Genomic DNA, 25,870 nt, shown 5'->3' with positions numbered 1-25,870 from the left:
ACATCCGTCTTATTTTTTGTATTAATATCTAGATTCCAAGCCCAGTGAGCAGCTTTTTCACCCCAATATGGGTCAGAAGCATAGCTGAGCATCCCGCTGCCTTTGTCGCCTAAAAATGAACCATGATAAGTAGAATATTTCGGTGTGGAATACCATAGATTGACATAGTATTTTGTATGATCCATGATACTGTTTTGCGGTGAGCTATAACCATTGGCTAATCCTGGATCGGAATCTACAGCATTGTGTCCGAATAAATTATTTTTGCTTTTCGCAATATTGCTTGTACCAAATGCGCTTTCATTTGCAGAAACGCCAAACACTAATAAAGCATTTGCTCCATATTCATTTTGATATTGAATATAATATTTCCCCATTTCATACATCTTCGTAGATGAAGCTGTATAAAGGTCACCTAAATATGATTTTACATAATTATTGATATCCGATGCAGTAAAGCTCGTTTTTGAGCGGTTTGATACGAATTGATAGTAGTTATAATATGGTTGATCTGCATTAATTGCATTTTTCCTGGTATCATTGAGATAATCGTCCAACATATCAAGGTAATCTGTATAAAAATAATGTCCGTCATAACTGTAATAATATACGTTATTCTTCATATACGGCTGGATCTCGCCGACTGTAATTGCACTTGCATAACTATTTCCATATATGCTGTTTTTGATGTAATGTTTCAATATTCCTTGTTCACAACGGTAAAAACTTACATACCAGTCTTCTGTAGCATCTAATATTTCCACTTCACTGGGATTGACCAATCCCACTACACCAGACAGCATAAATTTTACTTTCCCGTTTTCATAACCAAGATAAGCAGCATCAGCTGCATAATAGCCATTTGTATAACCGCTCTCTCCGGTATTTGCATCTATGTAGTTCGTGTTTTGTGATGCTGAACTTTTTGTACGGAAATTAACGATTCCATATTTTAGATCTTGTATTCCGCCAATGCTCAGTCCATCTTGCTTTAGATGTGCTTGTTCTTGTGCCGTTTCTTCTTCCATTTCTTCTTTATCCATAACGACCAAGCGTCCATCTTCATCTATTGTCGTAAATATATGATCTTCTGGTAAAGTAGCTCCAACAGCCGCTGAGGAAGCTTCGTTTGCCATCATTGTATTCCCATAGATGCAGCCTACTACTAATGCAAATGTACATACACAAAGAATGATTATTTTCTTCATTTACAGCTGTCTCCTTCCCTTTGTTTTTTTCCCTTTATAAAACACGATATAATCGCATGATAATTATAACATAACTACTATTAAAAACATACACCAGCTATGTCTTAAATAGCCTGTAATTTCTTCCATAAAAAAGAGCGCATGATTTATTTCATGTGCTCTTTTTGCTTTATTGTAATTCCGTAATAGACAGATCATCCTCTGCCACTGCTTCATTGATTGCATCACTGCTTAAAGGCTGTACGTAGGCAGAATCATTTGATTCACCTGCATAATTCATGAATGCTTCATCATCATCGTTACGATGATTACGCTCTTCACGGATTGCTTTCAGCTCAGCTGCTTTTGCGGCAATGATATGGTTTGTTGGACGATCGCCTTCACAGCCTGTACCGGCAGGAATCAGCTTACCAATGATGACATTTTCTTTCAAACCGATCAAATGGTCAACTTTTCCTTTGATTGCTGCATCAGTCAACACTTTTGTTGTTTCCTGGAAAGAAGCGGCAGACAAGAAGGAGTCTGTTTCAACAGAAGCACGAGAGATACCCAGTAATACCGGTTTGATCTTAGCTGGCGATTTACCGCTCAACAATGCTTCACGGTTGATCTTGTTGGCACGGATCAGGGAAATCTGGACACCAGCGCTTAACTCTGTATCTCCACCGTCTACAACAACTACTTTGCGCAGCATCTGACGGATCATAACTTCGATATGTTTATCGCTGATTTCAATACCTTGTGATTGGTAAACTTTCTTTACCTCTTTCAAGATATAGTTTTGTACCTGGCGTACGCCGGCAACTTTCAATAATTCTTTTGGATCTACTGGACCTTCTGTGATCTTATCTCCAGCTTCGATCTTCACACCCGGTTTGATCCACTGACGGATTGCCTGTGAAGGATTGATCTTGTGTACTTTGCTTTCTACTTCGTTTGTGATCGTTACTTCAAATCCTGGAGTATTTTCCAAAGATTCCACAGAAGTGATCTCACCACTGATCTGAGCTAATACCGCAACACCTTTTGGACAGCGTGCTTCGAACAATTCCTCGACACGAGGAAGACCTTGTGTGATATCTCCACCATCCGCACTGGCAACACCACCGGTATGGAATGTACGCATGGTCAACTGTGTACCTGGTTCACCAATGGATTGGGCAGCCATGATACCAACGGCTTCACCAACTTCAACATCTTTACCTGTTGCCATGTTGCGGCCATAGCATTTACGGCAGATTCCATAAATGGATTTACAAGTAAATGCAGAACGAATATACATGCCTTCGATGCCGGCATCTTCGATTTGTTTTGCAATATCGTCCGTGATAAATTCATCGCTGGCGATGATCAGTTCACCTGTTTTTGGATCAACGACATCCTGTTTCGCATAACGTCCAACTAATCGGTCATAGAGAGATTCGATCATTGAATTTGTCTTGCGATCGATGATAGCTTCTACCCAATAGCCTTTATCTGTTCCGCAATCATCTTCTTTAATGATGACATCTTGCGCAACATCGACCAAACGGCGAGTCAAATATCCGGATTCTGCTGTCTTCAAGGCAGTATCTGTCAGACCTTTACGTACACCATGTGTAGAGATAAAGAACTCGGACACATTCAGACCTTCACGGAAGCAAGAATAAATCGGAACCTCGATGATGCTTGGTACATATTCTCCCTTAGCTGATTTCGATTGTGATGGTTTTGCCATCAATCCACGCATACCGGCTAACTGTGTAAAGTTTGATGTATTACCACGGGCACCAGAACGGGCCATCATGTTGATTGGGTTCTTGCGCGGCAATGAACTCAGCAGCTCATCCGCGATATCATCTTTGACGTCTGCCCATAATTTGTTGAGATGACGTTCCCATTCCTGCATCGTCAATTTACCTTTACGCTGCAGACGCTTGAGTTCTTCGGCTTTTTCTTTACCATAGTTGACATGCTCTTCTTTATTTGGTGCTACCTCGATATCGGCCAGCGATACAGTTACACCGGCAACCGTTGAATAATAGAATCCAAGGTCTTTGATCTCATCCAAGATATGAGATGTTTTTTCTGTTGAATAACGTTTGAAGATCTCACCGATGATCTTTCCAAGATCTTTTTTCTTGAATGCCGGTGTGATCGGCAGTTTTTCAATTGCTTCATGAATGTTTTCACCCATATTCAAGAAGAATTTGTCCGGAGTTGCTTTGAAGTTTTCACTGCTGATCTCATTTAAGTAAGGGAAATCTTCTGGGAACATGTTATTGAAGATGACTTTACCGACGGTCGTCATCAAATATTTCTTCATCTGTTCTTCTGTAAAACTTGTTTTGCCTAAGTTTCTGGCAGGAATAGCAATACGGGAATGCAAATGGATCTGTTTTGTCTGATAAGCCATCATGATCTCATCAATGCTGCCATATACATGCGCTTCATTATCTGCAAACCGATTCCACATTGCTGCTTCATCTTCGCAATCTACATCTAAATAGCGCTGTGCTTCTGCACGGAATTCATCTGCTGTTTCTTCCATTGTCAAATAGAAGTTACCCATGACCATATCCTGACCTGGCGTTACGATCGGTTTACCATCTTTTGGACCCAGGATGTTGTTTGATCCCAGCATCATGATCAATGCTTCTGCACGTGCTTCTTCGCTCAATGGAACGTGAACGGCCATCTGGTCACCATCGAAGTCGGCATTAAATGCAGTACATACTAATGGATGCAGACGCATCGCACGACCTTCCACCAACTTAGGAATAAATGCCTGAATACCTAAACGGTGAAGTGTAGGCGCACGGTTCATCAAGATCGGATAACCATCGATAACGGATTCAACGATATCCCAGATACGCGGATCCTGGCGATCGATCAACTTTTCGGCTGTCTTTGGATTTGATGCAATTTCACGATTTACGATTTCATTGATGACAAACGGTTTGAATAACTGAATTGCCATCTCACGCGGAATACCGCACTGATACATTTTCAGATCCGGTCCCACGGCGATAACAGAACGACCGGAGAAGTCAACACGTTTACCTAACAAGTTTTGACGGAAACGTCCTTGTTTACCTTTTAATGAATGAGATAAAGACTTTAATGCACGGCCTCCCGCACCGGTGATCGGTTTTGAACGGCGACCATTATCGATCAAAGCATCTACTGCTTCCTGCAGCATACGCTTTTCATTTTGCACGATGATTGCCGGTGTACCCAGCTCTAACAGTTTCTTCAAACGGTTGTTACGTGTAATGACACGACGATAGAGGTCATTTAGATCACTTGTCGCAAAACGGCCGCCGTCCAGCTGTAACATTGGACGCAGATCCGGCGGTATTACCGGAATGACGGTCAGCACCATCCACTCTGGCTTGTTACCAGAATGACGGAATGCTTCAATTGTATCTAAACGTTTGACCAGCTTCTTATGTTTTTCACCCTGGGCTGTTTCCATTGCCTCTTTAACAGCTTTGTATTCTTTTTCAAGATCTACGTCTTTTAACAGGGTCAATGCAGCTTCAGCGCCTGTTTGGGCAACAAAGCTGCCCGGGCCATAAATAGCCATATTCTCACGATACTCTTTTTCAGACAATACTTGTTTATATTCCAGTTTTGTATCGCGCGGATCAGTAACGATCCAAGATACGAAATAGACTACTTCTTCCAATTGCTTTGGTGTAACATCCAGCAGCAATGCCATACGGGATGGAATTCCACGCAGATACCAGATATGCGCAACTGGAGCAGCTAGTTCAATATGCCCCATACGTTCACGGCGAACAGTAGATTTAGTGATCTCAACGCCGCAGCGATCGCATATAACACCTTTATAACGTACTTTTTTGTATTTACCGCAATAACATTCCCAGTCCTTGCTTGGACCAAAGATACGCTCGCAGAACAAACCGTCTCGTTCTGGTTTCTGGGAACGATAGTTAATTGTTTCCGGTTTCTTCACTTCTCCGTGGCTCCATTCATGGATTCGTTCTGGAGAAGCCAGACGTACCTGAATTGAGGCAAAATTATTGATACTCATAATCTACTTACGCCTCCTTATCTTCTTCATTTTCTTCATCTACAAAATCAATATCTACATCTGCTTCATCTGGTTCCTGTAAAGTATCTGTTTCTTGTTTTTCAGATTCTTCATCAGCAACATTTGACTGCATTGTATTCTCTTCATGTGGTTTGCTTGGCAAGACACTTGGCTCATTATCCTCTTTTGACAAATCAACTTCTTGTCCATTGTCATCTAACAAACGAACATCGATTGCCAACGCCTGCAACTCATGCATCAATACACGGAATGACTCTGGAATTCCCGGTTCAGGAATATCTTTACCTTTGATAATTGCTTCGTATGTCTTGGTACGGCCCTGAATATCATCTGATTTCACGGTCAAGATTTCTTGCAATGTATGAGCTGCTCCATATGCTTCGAGTGCCCAAACCTCCATCTCACCAAAACGCTGACCACCATTCTGTGCTTTACCACCTAATGGCTGCTGTGTAACCAGTGAATATGGACCAGTTGCACGAGCATGCAATTTATCATCAACCATGTGAGCCAACTTGATCATGTACATGACACCAACAGAAATACGTTCATCGAACGCTTCACCGGTACGTCCATCATACAATACCTGTTTTCCGTCTTTTGTCATGTTTGCTTCCTGCATGATTTCACTTAATTCTTCATTTGAAATACCATCGAATACCGGAGTGGCAAATTTGACACCCAATTTCTTAGCAGCATAGCCTAAATGGATCTCCAATACCTGTCCGATATTCATACGGGAAGGTACACCGAACGGGTTCAACATGATATCGACTGGCGTACCATCCGGCATATACGGCATATCCTCTACCGGCAGGATTTTGGAGATGACACCTTTATTACCATGACGTCCGGCCATCTTGTCACCTTCAGAAATCTTACGTTTCTGAACGATATATACTTTTACTGTTTCTTTTACTCCAGGAGGCAGATCGTGTCCATCTTCACGTTTGAATACGCGGATGGAATGTACGATACCTGCACCGCCATGCGGCACTTTCAAGGAGTTATCACGAACTTCACGTGCTTTTTCAGAGAAGATCGCTAACAACAATTTCTCTTCTGGAGAAATTTCGCTTTGTCCTTTCGGCGTTACTTTACCAACCAGGATATCGCCTTCTTGTACTTCCGCACCTACCATGACGATACCGCGGCTGTCCAGATTACGGCGTGCATTCTCGCTGACATTTGGAATATCACGGGTAATTTCTTCTGGGCCTAATTTTGTTTCACGGCAATCAATATCATATTCTTCGATATGAATAGAAGTATAGACATCATCACGAACCAAGCGTTCGCTCATAATGATGGCATCCTCATAGTTATAACCATACCATGTCATGTATGCGATCGTTACGTTTTGTCCTAAGGCAAGCTCGCCATTTTCCATAGATGGTCCATCTGCCAAGATGTCACCTTTTTCTACACGCTCATGTTTTTTCACGATCGGACGCTGGTTGATACTTGTACCGGCATTTGAACGCTGGAATTTACGCATGCGATATTCATGTGTCTGTCCCTCATCGTCGCGTACTACGATACGCAATGAGTCAACATATTCAACGACACCATCTTCTTTAGCGACGATACCAACACCGGAATCTTTTGCGATCTTATATTCGATTCCTGTTCCTACATAAGGAGAATGCGGCATCAACAGCGGTACTGCCTGACGCTGCATGTTGGCACCCATCAAGGCACGTGACGCATCATCATTTTCCAAGAATGGAACGCAGGCAGTTGCGACAGAAACGATCTGTTTTGGAGAAACGTCGGCCAATTCTACTTCTTCGCGGCGGGCGATGATCGTATCACCGTTTTTACGTGCAACGACATGTTCGTTGACCAAGCGTCCATCACGGACCTCATTGGCCTGTGCAATGACATAATCCGCTTCCTCATCTGCCGAAAGATAGATCGCATTTTCTTGTACTGTACCATCCGGGTTTACGATACGATACGGTGTCTGGATAAAACCGTATTCATTGATCTTACCATAAGTAGTCAAGTTGGAGATCAAACCGATGTTTGGTCCTTCTGGGGTCTCGATTGGACAAATACGTCCGTAGTGAGAACTGTGAACGTCACGTACTTCAAAGCCTGCACGATCACGAGTCAAACCTCCTGGACCCAGCGCAGAAATACGACGTTTATTGGTCAATTCTGCCAATGGGTTTTGCTGATCCATGAACTGTGACAACTGTGAACTAGAGAAGAACTCTTTGATTGCGGCAGTCAATGGACGAATATTTGTTAATTTCTTTGGCGTCAATGTTGCAATCTCTGCAATTGACATACGTTCTTTTACCACGCGTTCCATACGGCTCAAACCGATACGGAACTGGTTTTGGATCAATTCTCCTACCGTACGGATACGGCGGTTTCCCAACATATCGATATCATCCGTTTCACCGATGCCATCCATGATGTTCAAATTATAAGAATAGAACGCATACATGTCGGAAATAGTAATGGTGTGTTTATTAGCAAATGGATCATTGCCGATGATCTTGATCAATGTATTGTCATTGCTGCGCACATAGATTTCCTGTACAGCTGCACCTACCAACCAAGCATATACATTTCCTTCTTTCACAACAACAGAAGTAATTTCTTCTACCGTATCCGGATCCAATGCATCTGGTTTTACACGTGGTGTATAGCCATCTACAAACAGATCACCATCCATGTTTTCAACGTCATTGCCCTGTGCATCTGTTAAACGGGCCAATGCATACATGCGTTGTCCATAATTTAATACAGAAGCTACATTTTCTTTTGTCAATGCAACCTTTTTGGCAATTACGCCGGCCTGTACTTTGATCTTGTCAAATTCTTTTGCTACGTCTGCTACATCTGCTTCGCTCAATACGCTTCCCTCATACAGAGTTCGATCATTGAGCTCAACATCATGAGCTAAGATACGTCCTACTAATCCTGTGCCATAAGAAGTTGGAACTTCTACTACATCCGGATGATTAAACAATGGATTGAACGGGAAAGCTGTGACATATACACCTTTTGCCAATACTTCACGCAATGCATTGCGCTCATCACGTTTGATGTATGTACCGCTTTCCATAAATACTTTGCCATCGCCATCGACGATATCCTGTGCCAATGTCGTTAAATATGTACGAGAAACAGCACTTAATTTCTTGCCTAGTTTGAAACGACCTGCTTTTGTCAGATCATAACGGCGCGGATCAAAGAATTTCGCATTCATCAAAGTGATGGAACCATCCAATGTAGGAATCTCATCACTGCGCTGGTTTTCATAAATAGACAATAAAGCTTCTTGTGTCGTCTTTACTTTATCGCTCAATAATGTATGTTCTACTTCTTCATATTTGCCAAAGAATGCAGTATACATCAACAAATACAGATTCATGTATTCTCTATTTTCATCATCAATTGCTAGATCTGCCGGCCATTCTCTGCCCATGGCATGCAAGAAAGTTTCCATTTGGGTCGTATCCAACGGATCTTCGCTCGGCAGCAGGTCAACAGACATACCGATTGCTTTAAACAAAATGCTGGAAAGGATCTTTCTCTTACGGTCGATGCTTACAGAAAGCTGACGGCCTAAAGAACTTTTCTTTAATTCAGTCATAAATTCCAGCCAAGTACCGCGGCTAGGAATCAATTCGCAACTATAACTTGTCTTTCCGGTCTTCTCTTCATAACCTGTAGAGAAATATGCACCCGGAGAACGCACGATCTGCGAAACAATTACACGTTCCGCACCATTGATAATGAAAGTACCTGTTTCAGTCATCAAAGGGAAATCACCAAGGAAAACCTCTTCCTCTTTGCGGATGACCTCACCGGTAGTCGTATCTGTAATCTCCAGTTCCATTTTTGCCTTTAATGGAGCAGCATAGTTACACTCCCGATACATTGATGCTTCTGCATCGTATTTCGGTTCTTCAAACTCATATCCTAAAAACTTTAAACGGATGTTGCCTCCATAGTTTTGTATCGGATAAATCTCATTGAATACTTCTGCGATTCCATCGTTTTTGAACCACTCAAAAGAATCAGTTTGAATTTCAACCAGGTTTGGAAGTTCTAATTTTCCACTAACCTTTGAGTAATCTCTACGCTTTGCCTTTTTACCGGAAGCGACGATACGATAAGGTGTCTTTTGGTCCATGTACGCCATCCTTTCTTTATATATTTTCTACCTAAAACAGCAAAAATACGCTATTCAGCCATTCTAGTATTTTGCAATTTATTATAATATCAATCAACTGTCAATTTGTCAAGCTTCTTAGCAAAAAGAATATAATATCCTTTTGAACGTTCTAAGATCTCACAATTGCCAAATGTATCTTCAATATGTTTCTTCGCACTGGGTGCTCCTTGCTGTTTTCGGATGACGACCCACAATCTTCCATTTGTTTCCAAATGGTCATACGCCTCATCAAACATGCGGTAAATGACTTCTTTCCCAGCACGAATAGGCGGATTGGTGATAATATCAGTAAAAGTATTCCCTTTTACTCCCGAATATACATCAGAGTACACACACTCTACTTGCACTTCATTGCGAAGAGCATTTTCTTTTGCCAATTCTAAGGAACGCGGATTGATCTCAGCTAACATCCACTTCATAGATGGATGTAATTTTGCCAAGACAATGCCAATGACACCATATCCACATCCAAGATCCAATGCTTTCTCTCCTAATTCATTTTTCTTCTCAATTGCCTCCAGCAATACTTGAGAACCCATATCTACATAGTCTTTACAGAAAACTCCATTATCAGTAATGAAGTGGTAAGTAAAACACGAAAACCGGAAAGTGATTTCTTTCCGGTTTTGTGCTAAATGACGATTATCTGTGAAATAATGATTCATATCGATCTCCGTCCTTTTTAGTTGCCAAAGGTTTCCCTTTGATTGTTTCTAAATAATCTTAAATAAATTATTTAATTTCAACAGAAGCACCAGCATCCATCAATTTCTTCTTGATTTCTTCTGCTTCTTCTGGTTTGATGTTTTCTTTGATTACGCTTGGAGCTTTATCAACTAATCCCTTAGCATCAACTAATCCTAAGCCAGTGATCTCACGTACTGCTTTGATAACAGCAACTTTCGTTCCACCAACATCAGTCAATGTAACAGTTACTTCAGTTGGTCCAGCAGCTTCTGCAGCTTCTGCAGCTGGTGCAGCAGCAACTGGTGCAGCAGCAGTTACGCCAAATTTTTCTTCGATTGCACTTACTAAGTCGTTCAATTCTAGAATAGTAGCTTCTTCAAGATAAGCTAAGATATCCTCATGTGTTAACTTTGCCATGTTTATTTCCTCCTAAATATATTTATTATTCAGCAGCTTCTGCTGAACCTTCTTTGCTTTCTGCAACTGCTTTAACAGCGCAAGCAAATTTGATGATTGGTGATTGCAGACATCCTAAGAACATAGAAATCATGCCTTCTTTGTTTGGCAGACTTGACAATTTCTGAATTGTTTCTACATCTACAACTTTACCTTCGACGATACCGCTCTTTAATACTAGCGCCTCATGCTGTTTTGCAAATTTTGCTAATACACGAGCAGGTGCAACTGCGTCTTTACCAAAAGCAAGAGCGTTTGGTCCAACCAATGCATCTTTTAATCCGTCAGCGCCGATGCTCTCAGCAGCACGCTGTGACATTGCATTTTTGTAAACCTTGAACTCTACATCTTCGGCACGCAGGTTACGGCGCAGCTCTGTCATTTCTGCTACTGTCAAACCACGATATTCAACAACAACAGTTGACTCAGCATTTTTCATCTTGTCCGCAATTTCGCTAACAAGCGTTTTCTTTGCATCGATGATTGCCTGATTCATTTCCTACACCTCCTGTTTTCTATATCAAATATACCGCAAGAGTGATAAAAACCCGCATACCTGGACAGTATACGGGTTTGAAAGTTTTACTCATCTTTCTACCTCGGTAACATGATTAAGCATTTCTGCCGTTACTGTCTTTGGTATATTGATAACCTTTGTTATTTTAACATCTATTACTAAAATGTCAATTATTTTTCAACCGCTACACGGATGCCAGGCCCCATTGTTGTGCTCAGTACCAAGTTCTTGATATAAGTACCTTTTACAGCAGCCGGGCGAGCTTTCGCGATCGTACCGTAAATTGCTTTGAAGTTTTCAACCAGAGCCTGATCTTCGAAACTTGTTTTTCCGATCATCAAGTTGATGTTTCCTTCTTTATCAACACGGTATTCTACTTTACCTTTTTTGATATCTTCAATTGCTTTTGCAACATCCATCGTAACTGTACCAGTTTTAGGGTTTGGCATTAATCCTTTTGGACCTAACAAACGACCCAATTTACCAAGCTGACCCATCATGTCTGGTGTAGCGACGATTACATCAAAATCAAACCATCCTTTAGAGATCTGATCCAACAATTCACTTCCGCCTACGTAATCAGCACCAGCGTCTTTTGCTTCCTGTTCTTTAGCGCCTTGTGTAATTACGCATACTTTCTGTGATTTACCTGTACCATTTGGCAGAACCATTGCACCGCGGATCTGCTGATCAGCATGACGTGGATCTACGTTCAAACGGAAGGAAACTTCTACAGAAGCATCAAATTTTACTGCACTTGTTTGTTTTGCTAAAGCAACTGCTTCTTCGATTGAGTAAGTTTTTGAACGGTCAACCAATTTAGCAGCTTCAGCAAATCTCTTTCCTACTTTTGCCATCTTTGTTCACTCGTCCTTTCTTACATTTCAAAGCCTTCGATCTTGATACCCATGTTGCGAGCTGTACCAGCAACGATACGCATAGCACCCTCTACATCATTTGCATTCAGATCTGGCATTTTGTATTCAGCGATTTCTTTCAACTGATCAACAGTGATCGTACCGCTGATTTCTTTTTGGTTTGCACTTGCCTTTTGAATCTTAGCAGCTTTCTTCAAAAGAATAGCAGCCGGTGTTGTTTTTAATACGAAGTCAAATGATTTGTCTTCATATGCTGTGATAATAACTGGAACCATATCACCTGCACGGTCTTTCGTAGCATCGTTGAATGCTGTACAGAACTGCGGCATGTTGATACCAGCAGAAGCCAAAGCCGGTCCTGGTCTAGCTCCGCCTGCAGGGAACTGCAGTTTACAAATTTTTGCAACTTTTTTGCTCACAAGACACACCTCCTAAAATTGTTGTCTTATGCAGTGGTTATTGGACTGTTGCCATCCTCCCACGCATACTATCAGACGATAGCTATTGTATTTTACAGTTTTTTATTCAGAAAATCAAGCATTTCCAGCGGTTTTTTATAAGTTTTTACGCATTGTTTCTCTTGTTTTTTTCAAATATTGGATACTTATACTTCTATTCAATGAAAAAGATTGTACATAATCGATCAAATACGATGAAATACTGACAGTGACCAGAGAATACAGGATACGCTCCAGTGATAAATAACTCACTGACAGCAACAGCACCGTCACATCTGTAAACAAATAACAGCGCGACAAACGCCAGTGCATCGTATGGGCAATGACCAAGGCCAATGCGTCATCCCCTCCGCCAGATCCGCCTTGACGAATGATCATTCCGATCCCGATTCCTACAAAGATTCCCCCAAGGATCGCCGCCAACAATGGATACGCGCTTAGATCCGGCAACATCGGTGGAAAACATTCCCATATCTTATAAAATAAAGAAACACTGATCGTTGAAACAATGGATATACGGATAAAACGCATGCCTAAAGAACGATATGCCATCCAATAACAGACAGCATCCAATACCGGGGTAATATAAGCAGGAGAAAAATGAAACCAATGGTCGATCAGCAGCATCGCACCAATGATCCCTCCTTCTGTGATCATCGTTCTCTGATGGATATTATGGATACCAAAAGAACAAATGGCAGCACCCAAAAGTATGAATAAGAGCTTTTTCCATGAAAATGCAAGAGTCTGTCTTCCTGCATAAGCAGAAATTCTTTCTCTCCACATAAGATGACCTCCTTCATTACTTACTATAAAGGATATAGTAACTATATTGTCAAGCATCATTTCAGCATAAAAAAACGGGAGAACCCGTTTTTTACTGTTTCATTTCTTTTAATGTCTGTACGATCTGATCGCCCATCTGACTGCAAGTGAGCTTCTTTTTTCCTTCTTCCATAATATCTGCACAACGATACCCCTCATTTAACACTTGTTCAACAGCATCTTCGATCATCTTTTGTTCTTCATCCAGATCAAATGCATACTTTAACATCAATCCGGCTGATAAGATCATCCCAATAGGATTGGCGATATTTTTCCCTGCGATATCCGGTGCTGAACCATGAATCGGCTCATACATGCCGCGTTTGCTTTCTCCTAGGGATGCACTAGGAATCAGACCGATGCTGCCGGTGATCATGCTGGCTTCATCGCTCAGGATATCTCCAAACATATTTTCGGTTACGACAACATCAAATTGAGACGGATCTTTTACGATCTGCATCGCTGCATTATCTACCAGCATATCTGTACAAGACACATCTGGATATTCTTTAGCGACGGTGTGAATGATCTTTCTCCATAGACGGCTCGTGTCCAATACATTTGCTTTATCTACAGAGATCACGCGTCCATTGCGTTTGCGCGCTGTTTGAAATGCAGTATGGGCGATACGCGTAATTTCATGTTCGTAGTAACACATATTATCGCTTGCATACAGTTCCCCATTCACGACTTCTGTTTTCTTTTCTCCAAAATAAACACCGCCGATCAATTCCCGTACGACCATGAAATCGATTCCTTTTTCCACTATCGACTCCTTCAAAGGAGATGCATGTTTCAATTGTGAAAAAATCTTAGCCGGGCGAAGATTAGCGTATAGTCCCAGTTCTTTACGAATCGCCAACAATGCCTTTTCCGGACGAATGCTGGGATCGACTCCATCCCATTTTGGTCCGCCTACGGCTGCCAGCAACACAGAATCACTGTCTAAACAAGTTTCCAAGCTCTCCTTAGGAAGCGATGTTCCATAACGATCGATCGCGCATCCTCCCGCACAAACAGGCATATAGGTAAAATGATGTCCATACAATTCTTCTATACACGTAAGGACCTTCACTGCTTCTGCCATGATTTCCGGTCCGATTCCATCACCCTCAATAATTGCAATGCGTTTTTCCATCTTAATAATCCCCCTTGCGGATCGCATTCATCAATCCATTATTTTTCATTATTTTTTGAATAAACGGCGGGAACGGCGCAGCTTGATATGTTTCTTTTTTTGTCAGATTATGAATCGTTCCATTATCAAAATCAATCTCGATCTCATCGCCGGCCTCAATCGCATTGCTTGCTGACTCGCACTCTAAGATCGGCAATCCGATATTGATCGCATTTCGGTAAAAGATGCGGGCAAATGACTTTGCAATGACGCAACTGATACCACTTTCTTTGATTGCTATCGGTGCATGCTCACGAGAAGAACCACAGCCAAAATTCCATCCAGCCACAATGATATCCCCTGGTTTCACTTTCTTCACGAAATCAGCATCAATGTCACACATGCAATGACTAGCCAATTCCTTAGGGTCGCTCGTATTCAAATAACGAGCCGGTATGATAACATCTGTATCTACATTATCTGGGTAAATATGTGTTTGTCCTTTTGCTTTCATGCTGTTTCTCCTTCCTGACATGGTGCGCTCGCGATGTATCCTGCAATGGCACTGGCTGCTGCAGTTGCCGGACTTGCCAGATAAACTTCAGAATCGACATGTCCCATGCGTCCTACAAAGTTTCGATTTGTCGTTGCTACACAACGCTCCCCTTGCGCCAAGATACCCATATAGCCTCCTAAACAAGGACCGCAGGTCGGTGTGGATACGACACATCCCGCGTCAATGAAAATTTCCATATAACCGCGCTGGATACACTCTTTATAAATGCTTTGTGTAGCAGGAATAATGATACAGCGCACCCCTTTCGCAATGTGTTTTCCTTTCAACAGTTTTGCTGCTGTTTCCATATCCGAAATACGCCCATTTGTGCAGGAACCGATCACCACTTGATCAATCTTGATCTCTTCACCGATTTCGTCCACTGTTTTTGTATTTTCCGGCAAATGCGGGAAAGCTACGGTCGGTTTGATCGCACTCAGATCGATTTCGATCGTATTGGCATAAACTGCATCCGGATCTGCATGATATTCTGCAAACGGACGATTGACGCGATCTTTTACATATTCACGCGTGACATCATCGACCTCGAAGATTCCATTCTTTGCCCCTGCTTCAATGGCCATATTGCAAATTGTTAAACGGTCATCCATCGTCAGATTGCTGACGCCTTCTCCCACAAATTCCATCGATTGATACAAAGCGCCGTCTACGCCAATCTCTCCAATGATATGCAAGATCACATCTTTACCGCTGACATTAGGTGCCATTTTTCCTTTTAAGACAAAACGAATTGCTTCTGGAACCTTGAACCAGCATTTGCCAGTCGCCATTCCTGCTGCCATATCTGTACTGCCTACACCGGTGGAAAAAGCTCCCAAAGCTCCATAAGTACAAGTGTGGGAATCTGCACCGATAATGCATTCACCCGGAGCAACGATTCCTTTTTCCGGCAATAAGGCATGTTCGATCCCCATTTCTCCTACATCATAGAAATGCTGAATATGTTTGGCATAAGCAAAGGTACGGCATTCTTTGCACTGTTGTGCTGCCTTGATATCTTTATTCGGCGCAAAGTGATCCATGACCATTGCTATCCGTCCGGGATCAAACACTTTGTCAAACCCATTTTTTTCAAATTCTTTAATGGCAACCGGTGAAGTAATATCATTCCCCAAAACAAGATCTAATTTTGCTTCAATCAGTTGTCCAGCTTCTACATGATCTAATCCTGCATGGGCAGCTAAGATCTTTTGTGTCATTGTCATTCCCATAATCTTATTCCTTTCCTTCCTTTGCACGTCTTTGGATCAATGCACGATTCAGCGCTGAAAATAATGCCATTACGCTGGAGGTGATGATATCTTCATGAATACCAACGCCCCATTGATCTAAGCCGCGGCAATCTTTGATCTTTACATAAGATACTGCTTTTGAAGTACTTCCTTTGGTCAGGGAATGTTCTTTATAATCCATGATATCAAACTGCACATTTGTATTATTGCGAAGCGCATTGCTGACAGCATCCAAACGGCCGTTTCCATTGCCGACGATATTTTTTCTTTCACCATCTGTTACGACCCGCAATGTACAAATAAATTCCCCGCCTTCTCTTGCAAAATGGAAATCTTCCATCTCATAAGGAGCATTGACATTTCGATATTCTTTTTCAAACAAATCTTTCACTTCATTTGGCAGAAGTTCTTTATGCTGTTTATCACTTACGCCTTTCATGAAATAGCCAATTTCCTCACGCATATCAACTGGCAGTTCATAGCCATAGTATTCTTCCATCATATAAGCGACACCGCCTTTACCAGACTGTGAGTTGATACGAATGACATCTGTCTCATAAACACGGCCGACATCTCTTGGATCGATCGGCAAATATGGAACCGTCCACTGGTCTTCTTTTCGATCCTCTCGATAGTGCATTCCTTTCGCTATTGCATCCTGATGTGAACCGCTGAATGCCGCAAATACCAATTGACCTGCATATGGCTGACGATAGCCTACTTTCATCCGCGTCACGCGCTCATATACATCGACAATTGCCGGCATATCGCTAAAATCAAGCTTTGGATCCACGCCCATCGAATACATGTTCATTGCTAAAGTGATGATATCCACATTTCCTGTACGCTCGCCATTGCCGAATAATGTTCCTTCAATGCGGTCTGCACCTGCCAAGATCCCCATCTCGCTATCTGCTACACCGCACCCACGATCGTTATGCGGATGCAATGAAATGACGACATTTTCACGGTCTTTCATATATTTGCACATATATTCGATCTGACTGGCATAGACATGCGGCATGCTCATTTCCACTGTTACAGGAAGATTGATGATCACTTTATGATCAGGCGTCGGTTTCCAAATATCTATAACGGCATTGCAGACTTCCAATGCATATTCTACTTCTGTTCCTGTAAAACTCTCTGGAGAATATTCAAAGCGATAGCCCCCGCCATCTTGTTCGCTTAATTCTTGCAATAATTTAGCACCGTCAATAGCAATTTGCTTGATTTCTTCTTTTGATTTGCGGAATACTTGTTCCCGCTGTGCTTTTGATGTGGAATTATATAAATGAATGATGACATTCTCTCTTTTTGCCCCTTTTACAGCTTCAAAGGTACGCTTGATGATATGTTCACGTGCTTGTGTCAAGACTTGGATCGTTACATCATCTGGTATCAGATTTTCTTCAATCAACGTACGGGCAAATTCAAATTCTGTTTCAGAAGCTGCAGGAAAACCAATTTCAATTTCTTTGAACCCCACTTTTACCAGCAGTTTGAAAAACTCTAATTTTTCTTCCAGGCTCATCGGAATGATCAATGACTGATTCCCGTCCCGCAAATCTACGCTGCACCATGCTGGTGCCTTTTCAATATATTCTTTTTTTGTCCATTCATAACAAGGCTCTGGCGGCATAAAATACTGGCGTCGATACTTTTCAAATCCTTTCATTCATGATTTCCTCCTCTTGTATTTACCTTTTCTAAAGGAATAAAAAAGACTTTCATCTTCCTATGAAGACGAAAGTCTGATCCTCCCGCGGTACCACTTCATTTGGCGAATATGCTTCACCCACTTTGTTCATATCACTATCGAATATGATCTCTTTGATAACGGTCGAGATTCCCGATGACACTTACTAGCAAATGCGTTCAAGTCACAGCTCCCGGGTGAGTAGAAATAACTATCTGCATCATCTTTCACCAACCGATGACTCTCTACAGCAGGGAGTTTATTTCGGATCCCGTTCTTCGCTTTTGTTGTTGATTAAAGGATACCGCTTCCAATGAAAAAAGTCAACATGTTTCTTTTCATTTTTATTCATCTTTTTATTGAAAAAATTTTCATTGACAGATCATTGAAAATTATAAGCTGTCATGATCGGTTCTCGACCTGTGCATTTATCCTCAAAATATTCATACAAGCAAATACCTAAGAATGAGCCGCTGATATTGACGATGTTGCGGTATCCATTTCCTCTTAACGCACATAATGCATAATAACTGCGTTGGGAAGAACGGCAATGCAGATAGACCGGTCGATCTTTTGGAATCTCATCCATACGTTCCCGCAAAACAGAAAGCGGAATGTTCTTTGCGTTTTTCAGATGACCTGCTGCAAATTCGCCGGCTTCTCTTACATCGATGATGCAGGCGTCTTTTTCCACCAAAGAGCGCACTTCTTCCACATGTACTTGTGTATATTCTCCGTACAATATATTTAAAGCGACCAGAGCTGCCATATTGACAACATCCTTTGCGGTAGAGAACAACGGTGCATAACACAATTCCAGTTCCTTCAGATCTTCTAATGTTCCCTGCATCGTGATCATCGTCGCAATGACGTCGATTCTTTTATCCACTTCGCCTTTGCCGACAGCCTGCGCACCTAAGATCTTTCCAGTCGGCACTTCAAAAACCAGCTTAAACGCCATTGGATGACACTCCGGCATCAATGATACTTTATCATTTGCAAAAAGCAATACACTGTCACATTGATAACCTGCAGCCTTCGCCGCTTTTACACTAAGACCGGTGCTGGCAGCATTTTGTTCAAATACACGAATGCAGCTGGATCCAATGAACCCATGTTCCTGATGCTGTCTGCCATACATATGATCCGCCGCTGCCCGAGCTTGGCGCTGTGCCGGCCCTGCCAAAGCAAGACGGGAAGGCTGATGCAACAACGCATGATATCCTTCGATCGCATCGCCGACTGCATAAATATCTGGATCACTTGTTTGATAATTATGATTGACCCAGATTCCATTTGTCTTGCCAATGCGCAATCCTGCTTCTTTGGCAAGTTTCGTATTCGGCGCTACTCCAATCGCCATTACCACGATATCTGCCGGGATATGTCGTTCCTGTGCATCTTTTTGAATAATGACATGATCCTTTTCGATAGAAGTCAACATTGCCTTCAAATACAGCTGTACACCATGATCATCCAATTCTTTATGCAGGATCTGCGCCATATCATGATCCAAAGGACCCATTACCTGGTCCATGCCTTCAATCATACACACCTTTTTCCCTGCCAAGACTAAATTCTCTGCAACTTCCAGTCCAATGAAACCTCCGCCAATGACTGCCACTTGCCCAACCGAACCATCTGCCGCCTTTTTCAACCGTTCAATATCCGTTACGTTTCGCACGACATATACATGCGGCTGATCAATACCGGCAATGCTTTTTGGCAATACTGGATCTGCACCCGGCGCTAATACCAATTTGTCGTATGTTTCTTCATACGTATGACCATTCGCATGATCGAGCACAACGACTTTCTTTTCAGCACGTAAAATCTGTACAACTTCCTGCTGTACACGGACCTCGATGTCATGTTGCTTTTTAAATTTTTGCGGCGTCATCATGACTAGATCTTCACTGTCTTCCACCAATCCGCTTAAATAATAAGGCAGGGAACAATTCGAAAATGATACATGCCCTCCCTTTTCAAACATGATGATTTGTGCTTTTGCATCTAGTCTGCGAATTCTTGCGGCAGCAGATGCACCCCCTGCAACACCGCCGACAACGATTACTTTCATGTCAGCACCTCCTTTTCTTCATGACACGAAATATCTTGTTAACAATATTATACGATAAATGAAATTTTGCAGATATCTATATGCTCAGAAAGACAAATCTAACATTTCTGTATCTTGAGCTTTTTTGGCATGCATATTATAATTCAAAGAAACGATGATATCTTATACCATCAGTGTCAGGAGGGAAACAAATGAATAAAGATTATGTGATCATGAGTGATAATATGGGAGATCTTCCTCAGTCTTATTATACTCAGCATCAAATTCCCATCATGTATCTCAGTTACACGATGGAAGGCGAGACTTTTGAAGAAGGTCATATGCAGAGCAATGAAGAGTTTTATAAGCGAATGCGTGCCGGTGCATTGCCGACCACTTCACAAATCACACCAATGGACGCAAAAATCCATTTCTTAAAAGAATTGACACAAGGAAAGGATGTACTTTGCTTATCATTCTCTTCTGGATTAAGCGGTACGTATAACAGCTGTGCACTGGCTGCACAAGAGTTAAAAGAAGAAGGATACCACATCGAAGTCATTGATACATTATGTGCTTCTCTTGGACAAGGGCTGCTGCTTTATAAAGCAGTCGAAATGAAAGAAAAAGGAGCCAGTTTCGATGAAGTGTACCATTGGGTAATGGAAAATCGTTTGCATATCTGCCATGTTGTATTAGCGGACGACCTCTTCCATCTTATGCGCGGAGGACGGATATCTCGTTCGACAGCAGTCGTTGGAAGCATGCTTTCCATCAAACCTTTGATCCAAATGAACGATGAAGGAAAACTCATTTCTACAGGAAAAAGCCATGGAAGAAAAAAAGGTCTTCGTGCCCTTGTCAATCTGATGGGGTCTCAAATGGGCAGCAAGAAAGACGAAAATGATATTTTTATGATCTGTCACGCCGATTGCGAAGAAGATGCAAAGCAGCTTGCCAGCATGGTAAAAGAAGCTTATGGAATCAATCAATGTCTCATCAATTATATTGGTCCAGTTATCGGTTCGCATACAGGTCCCGATACACTTGCTTTATTCTTCCTAGGTGACAAACGCATGAGCACACGTTAAAAAACCGATCCACACGATCGGCTTTTTATTTGATCAAAACTGCTCCTTTTGCCCATTCCTCATCCCTGATGATCTCATCTACAGAGGGAACGATGATCTTTCCGCTCTTTGGATTTTTAATGCTCATGACATTCGTCGTAATCGTGGCTTCTACATCGGAACGCTCAAAAGCCAGATCGGTATCGATCATCTCACAATTGATCAATTTCAGATTTTTACAATAACATAACGGTTGAGTACCAATGATCTTACAATCGATCAGCGTCAGACCGTTACTGTACCAAGCAAGATACTCCCCCTTGATCACGCTGTTTTTTACAGTCACATTGTGTCCATGCCAAAACGCATCTTTTGTATCAAAGGTACAATTTTCAAATGTTGCATTCTGAATATATTGGAAAGAATATTTGCCAGTCATATCTACATGGTCGAAATGGATATTTTCGCTCCGCATCATAAAATATTCACTCTGTACTTTGCAATCACGCATTTCAATGTCCTTTGTGGACCAGCCAAACTCTGGCGAAAGTATATCACAGTGTTCCAAGTTCACCTGTTCACACTCTCTTAATGCCTTGATACCATGCATCTGTGTATTTTTGATCTGGATGTGATCACTGTACCATAGCGATGCCCTGCAATTTTCTGTCATCTCACTATTTGCGATCTGTAAACCATGCACATGCCAAAATGGATAACGCAAATTACAAAAACAGTCTTCAACAATGATATTCTTGCATTCTTTGCATGCACTTTCTCCATCCGCCGGACCATCAAAAGAACATCCTTTCAAAACCAGATCTTCACTTCCATACCATGCTCTTTCCTGATCAAACATTTGATTTTCTACTGTCCTCATCTCATTCACTCCTATCCTTTTCTTTGTTTCCATCGATAAATAAAATAATCTAAGCAATGGATACAGCATTCATACTGATGCACGCTGTCCAATAAATGATCACGATGCTGTCGCAAGAGCGTATATAAAACTGCATCTTCTTTTTGTTGCATACAATCCATACACTGCTGAATCATTTCATCATCACAATCGGCTGCCCTTAAATTTTCGATCATATCTTCCTTTGTCCAATTGTCCTGCATCTGATTTCCTCACTTATTTCAGTTACGTACACAGTATACGACCATTCCAATAGAACAACAAATACTTATATTAAATAGTATTCCATAACTTTTTTTTATGATAAAATCTTTATGAGGTGATCCATGATGGAACTGCGTGTACTGCAATATTTTTTAGCTATTGCCAGAGAGCAAAGCATTTCAGCCGCCGCACAGGCTCTCCATGTCTCTCAGCCGGCATTGTCCGTACAAATCCAAAATCTGGAGAGAGAATTAGGAAAATCCTTATTCATTCGCTCTACCAAAGGATCACGCGGAATACAGCTCACAGAAGAAGGAATCCTTTTAAGAGATCGTGGGGAAGAAATATTAGAACTCGTTCGTAAAACAGAACAAACAATTGCATCTAGTGAAGATACGATTGTTGGGGATGTCCATATAGGAGCTGGAGAAAGTGATATCTTGCATGTATTTGCACAAGCTGCAAAAATCTTGCAGAAACGATATCCGCATATTCATTATCATATTGCCAGCGGCAACTCCACCTATGTATTAGAACAGTTAGATAAAGGATTGATTGATTTTGGTCTGCTTTATGGTGCAATTGATCATGCAAAATATGAGTCTATTCAGCTGCCATTAAAAGATACATATGGTGTATTGATGCGTAAAGACTCTCCGCTTGCAAGCAAAGCTGCTATTTCTCCGGAAGATCTTTGGGATAAACCTTTGATCGTCTCCCGTCAGGAAGAAAAAAACGGCTGGCCATTACAAACCTGGATCAAGAAAGAAATTTCACAGCTCAATATCGTCGCTACTTACACATTGATTTACAATGGTTCCATCCTTGTTGATGAAGGAATCGGTTATGCGATCTGTTTTGATAAACTGATCAATACAAAAGACAGCAATCTTTGTTTCATTCCTTTAACTCCTATACGGGAAGAAACTCCTTCTATCATTTGGAAAAAATATCATTTTCACACAAAAGCCAGTGAAAAATATCTAGAAACGTTAAAAGATCTTTTCAGAAAAATTGCAGAAGAGAAATCATCTAAATGAGAACTCTTCTTTTCATCCCCCAAAAAAGGGCGTATAATGGTGTCCATACAATAAAAAGGGGGAAGGAAAATGGGGGAAGAATCAGTAAAAGGACTGATGAGTGAAGGAAACATCTGGAAACAGTTATTATTTTTCTCAATACCGCTTGTGTTGGGAAATATTTTTCAACAGTTATACAATGCTGTCGACTCTATCATTGTTGGAAATTTTGTCGGCAGACAGGCATTAGCCGCCGTTACTTCAAGTTCACCAGTTATCAATATGTTGATTAGTTTTTTTATGGGACTGTCGATTGGTGCCGGTGTTGTCATTTCCCGCTATTTTGGTGCTCATGATAAAGACGGTTTAGCAAAGTCTATTCACACATCAATGGCATTGATCATCCTGGCAGGCATCGTCATGACATTTGTAGGTATTTGGCTGACCCCGTATATTTTACAATGGGTAGGCGTGCCGCAAGATGTCATGGCAAATTCAATCGTGTACCTTCGCATCTATTTTTACGGCATTGTAGGTGTCATGGTTTACAATATGGGCAGCGGCGTATTACGTGCATTAGGAGATTCCAAAACACCATTGTACTTTTTGATTTTTTCTTCTGTGATCAATATTGTATTAGATTATGCTTTTGTTGTTTATCTTCATATGGCAATCTCCGGTGTCGCTTGGGCAACATTGATTTCTCAATGTCTAAGCGCCGTTCTTGTTTGTTTATTGATGATGAAAGGCAACGCCCATTATCAACTGAAATTAAAAGAACTGAAGATCCAGCCCTCTATTCTGTCTGAAGTCATTCGTGTAGGCCTGCCTAGCGGAGTACAAAATGCAATTGTCTCTTTCTCCAACGTCATCGTTCAAAGCAATATCAATGCTTTTGGTTCTATTGCAATGGCCGGCTGCGGTGCTTATACAAAAATAGACGGTTTTGCCATCCTTCCTGTTATGAGCTATTCTATGGCTATTACGACATTTACCGGTCAAAATATTGGTGCCGGCCGATTTGATCGTGTTAAAGAAGGTACCAAAGTCTGTCTCATTCTTTCGCTTGCCACGACTTTTGTCATCAGCATTGCCCTGTTTCTCTTTGGCGATCTGGCATTGAGCATTTTTAGCAGCGATCCTGATGTGATTGCATATGGACATATCATGTTGCGTTTGGTCGTACCTGGTTATTTTATGTTAGCTATCTCACATGCTATCAGCGGTGTACTGCGCGGAGCCAACAAAGCCGCAACTGCCATGTTGATCGTCATTTCTTGCTGGTGTGGTCTTCGTATGGCCTGGATCTTATTATCTGTTCCAGTCTTCCACAGCATTCATGTCGTTCTCTTGGGATGGCCGATCAGCTGGGTCGTATCTACGATCATCTTCCTATTCTATTATCGATATGCACACTGGCTTCCAAAAGAAACAAAGGGAGCACAATAAAAACAGATTTTTGGAATTATAACACGAACCTTGGAATTTGGATATCCAGATTAAAAAGGTTCTTTTTTTTTACTGTCAAAATAAAGATATCGCGATAATTGACCCTATGAAAACTGGCTATTTTCATGTTTAGATCCACAAACCATCAAGCAAAGAAAAAGGACGAATTTTTTTACCAAGAATTCATCCTCCATATTGAATAAAATGATTCTATTTTTTAATGCCCTTTTAAATCCTCTTTTGTGGTGATCTTTATATTGTCATAGCTTCCTTTCACACATAATATCGGCATATCACAGGTAAGTTCAACAATTTGTGCATCATCGGTTGCTTGAATTCCCAGGTCTTCTGCCCGCTTGTAACAAGATATGATCAATCTTGTATCAAATGCCTGCGGTGTTTGCGCCATCCACAGCGTTTCTCTATTCAGCGTTTTCTGTATAACTCCTTTTTCAACAACTTTGATCGTATCCTTTGCCGGTACCATCAAAATACAGGCAGGATGCTGCTGCAATTTATCCAGTAAGGCATCTATATTTTTTTTCGATATCCAAGGTCTTGCCCCATCATGAATCAGCACATTTTCTTCATGAACTGCTTTTAAACCGTTATATACAGATTGTTGACGTGTTTCTCCTCCCAATACTACAACCACTTTCCCGCTCACATAGCGAGAGGAAATACGAACAATATCATTTGAATTGCAGACAAGTACGATTTGTTTGCAACGGTCATCCTCTTTAAATACCGATAATGCTTGGTCCAAAACTGTATTGCCATTCTCCAATTCGTAAAATACTTTATTATATCCAAGCTTCATTCTTTGTCCACTGCCAGCCGCTAACACTAACGCTGAATAACGCATATTTCCACTTCCTTTTCCATAGTGTAACACACTATTGCTCCTTTGCGTGAAAAATCTTACAAATATAATAAAAAAGATATTTTTATACCCTTGGCATATTAAAAATCAAGTAAAAAAAGAGGCTGTAACGAATAAGGAATAGCCAAAAATAAAAAATGCATCTAATCTCGAAAGAGAAAGGATGCATTTTTTGGTATAATTTAGCTATGAAAAACATCGAAGTGTTAGAGCTAAATCATTCCTATTTGAGCAATAGGAATTATACCGCATTTCAGATGATTTTACCACTGGATTGTGAAAAAAAGATCGATTCTTCTGATCCGGTGTACAGTTTTCTTGAAGTGATGGAAGGAGTCAACTGGAACAAATATCT

20 protein-coding genes and 2 other annotated features are annotated in these 25,870 nt (G+C 41.3%); of the genes, 3 read left to right on the top strand and 17 right to left on the bottom strand.

Features of this window, described 5'->3' with window-relative positions:
* The 14 genes from BQ9859_RS05755 to BQ9859_RS05690 all read right to left on the bottom strand — a co-directional run.
* Positions 1 to 1,208, bottom strand: a 1,208-nt coding sequence (locus tag BQ9859_RS05755) for a glucosaminidase domain-containing protein (protein ID WP_075877296.1), incomplete at its 3' end; no start/stop codon positions are given.
* Positions 1,209 to 1,377: 169 nt separating this feature from the next.
* Entirely contained in the window at positions 1,378 to 5,247 is a 3,870-nt protein-coding gene (gene rpoC, locus BQ9859_RS05750; protein ID WP_075877295.1) for a DNA-directed RNA polymerase subunit beta', read from the bottom strand.
* Between the two features lie 7 nt (positions 5,248 to 5,254).
* Positions 5,255 to 9,424 carry a DNA-directed RNA polymerase subunit beta gene (rpoB, locus tag BQ9859_RS05745; RefSeq protein WP_075877294.1) on the bottom strand — a complete coding sequence of 1,390 codons (4,170 nt, stop codon included), beginning with the start codon at positions 9,422 to 9,424 and terminating at the stop codon, positions 5,255 to 5,257.
* An 89-nt stretch (positions 9,425 to 9,513) separates the two neighbouring features.
* Entirely contained in the window at positions 9,514 to 10,131 is a 618-nt protein-coding gene (locus BQ9859_RS05740) for a class I SAM-dependent methyltransferase (protein WP_075877293.1), read from the bottom strand.
* 67 nt (positions 10,132 to 10,198) lie between these two features.
* On the bottom strand, positions 10,199 to 10,570 hold the full coding sequence (gene rplL / locus BQ9859_RS05735) for a 50S ribosomal protein L7/L12 (protein WP_075877292.1): 372 nt from the start codon (positions 10,568 to 10,570) through the stop codon (positions 10,199 to 10,201).
* A gap of 25 nt (positions 10,571 to 10,595) precedes the next feature.
* Positions 10,596 to 11,105, bottom strand: a complete 510-nt coding sequence (gene rplJ / locus BQ9859_RS05730) for a 50S ribosomal protein L10 (RefSeq protein WP_075877291.1) — start codon at positions 11,103 to 11,105, stop codon at positions 10,596 to 10,598.
* 35 nt (positions 11,106 to 11,140) lie between these two features.
* Positions 11,141 to 11,267: a sequence feature (ribosomal protein L10 leader region), on the bottom strand.
* A 29-nt stretch (positions 11,268 to 11,296) separates the two neighbouring features.
* Entirely contained in the window at positions 11,297 to 11,983 is a 687-nt protein-coding gene (gene rplA / locus BQ9859_RS05725) for a 50S ribosomal protein L1 (protein ID WP_075877290.1), read from the bottom strand.
* Positions 11,984 to 12,003: 20 nt separating this feature from the next.
* Positions 12,004 to 12,423, bottom strand: a complete 420-nt coding sequence (rplK, locus tag BQ9859_RS05720) for a 50S ribosomal protein L11 (RefSeq protein WP_075877289.1) — start codon at positions 12,421 to 12,423, stop codon at positions 12,004 to 12,006.
* A gap of 135 nt (positions 12,424 to 12,558) precedes the next feature.
* Entirely contained in the window at positions 12,559 to 13,248 is a 690-nt protein-coding gene (locus BQ9859_RS05715; protein WP_075877288.1) for a DUF6198 family protein, read from the bottom strand.
* 91 nt (positions 13,249 to 13,339) lie between these two features.
* Positions 13,340 to 14,425 carry a 3-isopropylmalate dehydrogenase gene (gene leuB, locus BQ9859_RS05710; RefSeq protein WP_075877287.1) on the bottom strand — a complete coding sequence of 362 codons (1,086 nt, stop codon included), beginning with the start codon at positions 14,423 to 14,425 and terminating at the stop codon, positions 13,340 to 13,342.
* A 1-nt stretch (position 14,426) separates the two neighbouring features.
* Positions 14,427 to 14,918, bottom strand: coding sequence for a 3-isopropylmalate dehydratase small subunit (gene leuD, locus BQ9859_RS05705; RefSeq protein ID WP_075877286.1), 492 nt, complete (start codon positions 14,916 to 14,918; stop codon positions 14,427 to 14,429).
* Complete coding sequence (leuC, locus tag BQ9859_RS05700; protein ID WP_075877285.1) at positions 14,915 to 16,192, bottom strand: 3-isopropylmalate dehydratase large subunit; 1,278 nt, start codon at positions 16,190 to 16,192, stop codon at positions 14,915 to 14,917. Before leuC ends, leuD begins: the two co-directional genes overlap by 4 nt.
* 4 nt (positions 16,193 to 16,196) lie before the next feature.
* Entirely contained in the window at positions 16,197 to 17,891 is a 1,695-nt protein-coding gene (leuA, locus tag BQ9859_RS05695) for a 2-isopropylmalate synthase (RefSeq protein WP_075877284.1), read from the bottom strand.
* A gap of 61 nt (positions 17,892 to 17,952) precedes the next feature.
* Positions 17,953 to 18,200: a binding site (T-box leader), on the bottom strand.
* Between the two features lie 94 nt (positions 18,201 to 18,294).
* Positions 18,295 to 19,992, bottom strand: coding sequence for an FAD-dependent oxidoreductase (locus BQ9859_RS05690; protein ID WP_075877283.1), 1,698 nt, complete (start codon positions 19,990 to 19,992; stop codon positions 18,295 to 18,297).
* 191 nt (positions 19,993 to 20,183) lie between these two features.
* Here BQ9859_RS05690 and BQ9859_RS05685 point away from each other — a divergent pair, with 191 nt between their 5' ends.
* The gene (locus BQ9859_RS05685) at positions 20,184 to 21,062 is read left to right on the top strand and encodes a DegV family protein (RefSeq protein WP_075877282.1); all 879 of its coding nucleotides are present in this window, start codon (positions 20,184 to 20,186) and stop codon (positions 21,060 to 21,062) included.
* Positions 21,063 to 21,087: 25 nt separating this feature from the next.
* Here BQ9859_RS05685 and BQ9859_RS05680 read toward each other — a convergent pair whose 3' ends face one another.
* Both BQ9859_RS05680 and BQ9859_RS05675 read right to left on the bottom strand, forming a co-directional pair.
* Positions 21,088 to 21,921 carry a DUF3737 family protein gene (locus BQ9859_RS05680; RefSeq protein ID WP_075877281.1) on the bottom strand — a complete coding sequence of 278 codons (834 nt, stop codon included), beginning with the start codon at positions 21,919 to 21,921 and terminating at the stop codon, positions 21,088 to 21,090.
* Between the two features lie 11 nt (positions 21,922 to 21,932).
* Complete coding sequence (locus BQ9859_RS05675; RefSeq protein WP_075877280.1) at positions 21,933 to 22,163, bottom strand: hypothetical protein; 231 nt, start codon at positions 22,161 to 22,163, stop codon at positions 21,933 to 21,935.
* 123 nt (positions 22,164 to 22,286) lie between these two features.
* Here BQ9859_RS05675 and BQ9859_RS05670 point away from each other — a divergent pair, with 123 nt between their 5' ends.
* Together BQ9859_RS05670 and BQ9859_RS05665 are read left to right on the top strand one after the other, a co-directional pair.
* Positions 22,287 to 23,204, top strand: a complete 918-nt coding sequence (locus BQ9859_RS05670; protein WP_407940077.1) for a LysR family transcriptional regulator — start codon at positions 22,287 to 22,289, stop codon at positions 23,202 to 23,204.
* Between the two features lie 69 nt (positions 23,205 to 23,273).
* Positions 23,274 to 24,632, top strand: coding sequence for an MATE family efflux transporter (locus BQ9859_RS05665; protein WP_075877279.1), 1,359 nt, complete (start codon positions 23,274 to 23,276; stop codon positions 24,630 to 24,632).
* 217 nt (positions 24,633 to 24,849) lie between these two features.
* Here BQ9859_RS05665 and ispD read toward each other — a convergent pair whose 3' ends face one another.
* Positions 24,850 to 25,497 carry a 2-C-methyl-D-erythritol 4-phosphate cytidylyltransferase gene (gene ispD, locus BQ9859_RS05660; protein WP_075877421.1) on the bottom strand — a complete coding sequence of 216 codons (648 nt, stop codon included), beginning with the start codon at positions 25,495 to 25,497 and terminating at the stop codon, positions 24,850 to 24,852.
* Between the last annotated feature and the right edge of the window lie 373 nt (positions 25,498 to 25,870).

It is taken from the genome of Merdibacter massiliensis, assembly GCF_900155395.1.
In the GTDB taxonomy this organism is placed as follows: Bacteria; Bacillota_I; Bacilli_A; order Erysipelotrichales; family Erysipelotrichaceae; genus Merdibacter; species Merdibacter massiliensis.
This window is presented reverse-complemented; position numbering and strand designations above follow the sequence as displayed.

What these genes read in the sequence shown, in the direction of transcription:
- rpoC (WP_075877295.1), bottom strand. Translation starts at nt 5,247, where the DNA reads ATGAGTATCAATAATTTTGCCTCAATTCAGGTACGTCTGGCTTCTCCA.
- rpoB (WP_075877294.1), bottom strand. Translation starts at nt 9,424, where the DNA reads ATGGACCAAAAGACACCTTATCGTATCGTCGCTTCCGGTAAAAAGGCA.
- BQ9859_RS05740 (WP_075877293.1), bottom strand. Translation starts at nt 10,131, where the DNA reads ATGAATCATTATTTCACAGATAATCGTCATTTAGCACAAAACCGGAAA.
- rplL (WP_075877292.1), bottom strand. Translation starts at nt 10,570, where the DNA reads ATGGCAAAGTTAACACATGAGGATATCTTAGCTTATCTTGAAGAAGCT.
- rplJ (WP_075877291.1), bottom strand. Translation starts at nt 11,105, where the DNA reads ATGAATCAGGCAATCATCGATGCAAAGAAAACGCTTGTTAGCGAAATT.
- rplA (WP_075877290.1), bottom strand. Translation starts at nt 11,983, where the DNA reads ATGGCAAAAGTAGGAAAGAGATTTGCTGAAGCTGCTAAATTGGTTGAC.
- BQ9859_RS05715 (WP_075877288.1), bottom strand. Translation starts at nt 13,248, where the DNA reads ATGTGGAGAGAAAGAATTTCTGCTTATGCAGGAAGACAGACTCTTGCA.
- leuB (WP_075877287.1), bottom strand. Translation starts at nt 14,425, where the DNA reads ATGGAAAAACGCATTGCAATTATTGAGGGTGATGGAATCGGACCGGAA.
- leuD (WP_075877286.1), bottom strand. Translation starts at nt 14,918, where the DNA reads ATGAAAGCAAAAGGACAAACACATATTTACCCAGATAATGTAGATACA.
- leuC (WP_075877285.1), bottom strand. Translation starts at nt 16,192, where the DNA reads ATGGGAATGACAATGACACAAAAGATCTTAGCTGCCCATGCAGGATTA.
- leuA (WP_075877284.1), bottom strand. Translation starts at nt 17,891, where the DNA reads ATGAAAGGATTTGAAAAGTATCGACGCCAGTATTTTATGCCGCCAGAG.
- BQ9859_RS05690 (WP_075877283.1), bottom strand. Translation starts at nt 19,992, where the DNA reads ATGAAAGTAATCGTTGTCGGCGGTGTTGCAGGGGGTGCATCTGCTGCC.
- BQ9859_RS05685 (WP_075877282.1), top strand. Translation starts at nt 20,184, where the DNA reads ATGAATAAAGATTATGTGATCATGAGTGATAATATGGGAGATCTTCCT.
- BQ9859_RS05680 (WP_075877281.1), bottom strand. Translation starts at nt 21,921, where the DNA reads ATGAGGACAGTAGAAAATCAAATGTTTGATCAGGAAAGAGCATGGTAT.
- BQ9859_RS05675 (WP_075877280.1), bottom strand. Translation starts at nt 22,163, where the DNA reads ATGCAGGACAATTGGACAAAGGAAGATATGATCGAAAATTTAAGGGCA.
- BQ9859_RS05670 (WP_407940077.1), top strand. Translation starts at nt 22,287, where the DNA reads ATGATGGAACTGCGTGTACTGCAATATTTTTTAGCTATTGCCAGAGAG.
- BQ9859_RS05665 (WP_075877279.1), top strand. Translation starts at nt 23,274, where the DNA reads ATGGGGGAAGAATCAGTAAAAGGACTGATGAGTGAAGGAAACATCTGG.
- ispD (WP_075877421.1), bottom strand. Translation starts at nt 25,497, where the DNA reads ATGCGTTATTCAGCGTTAGTGTTAGCGGCTGGCAGTGGACAAAGAATG.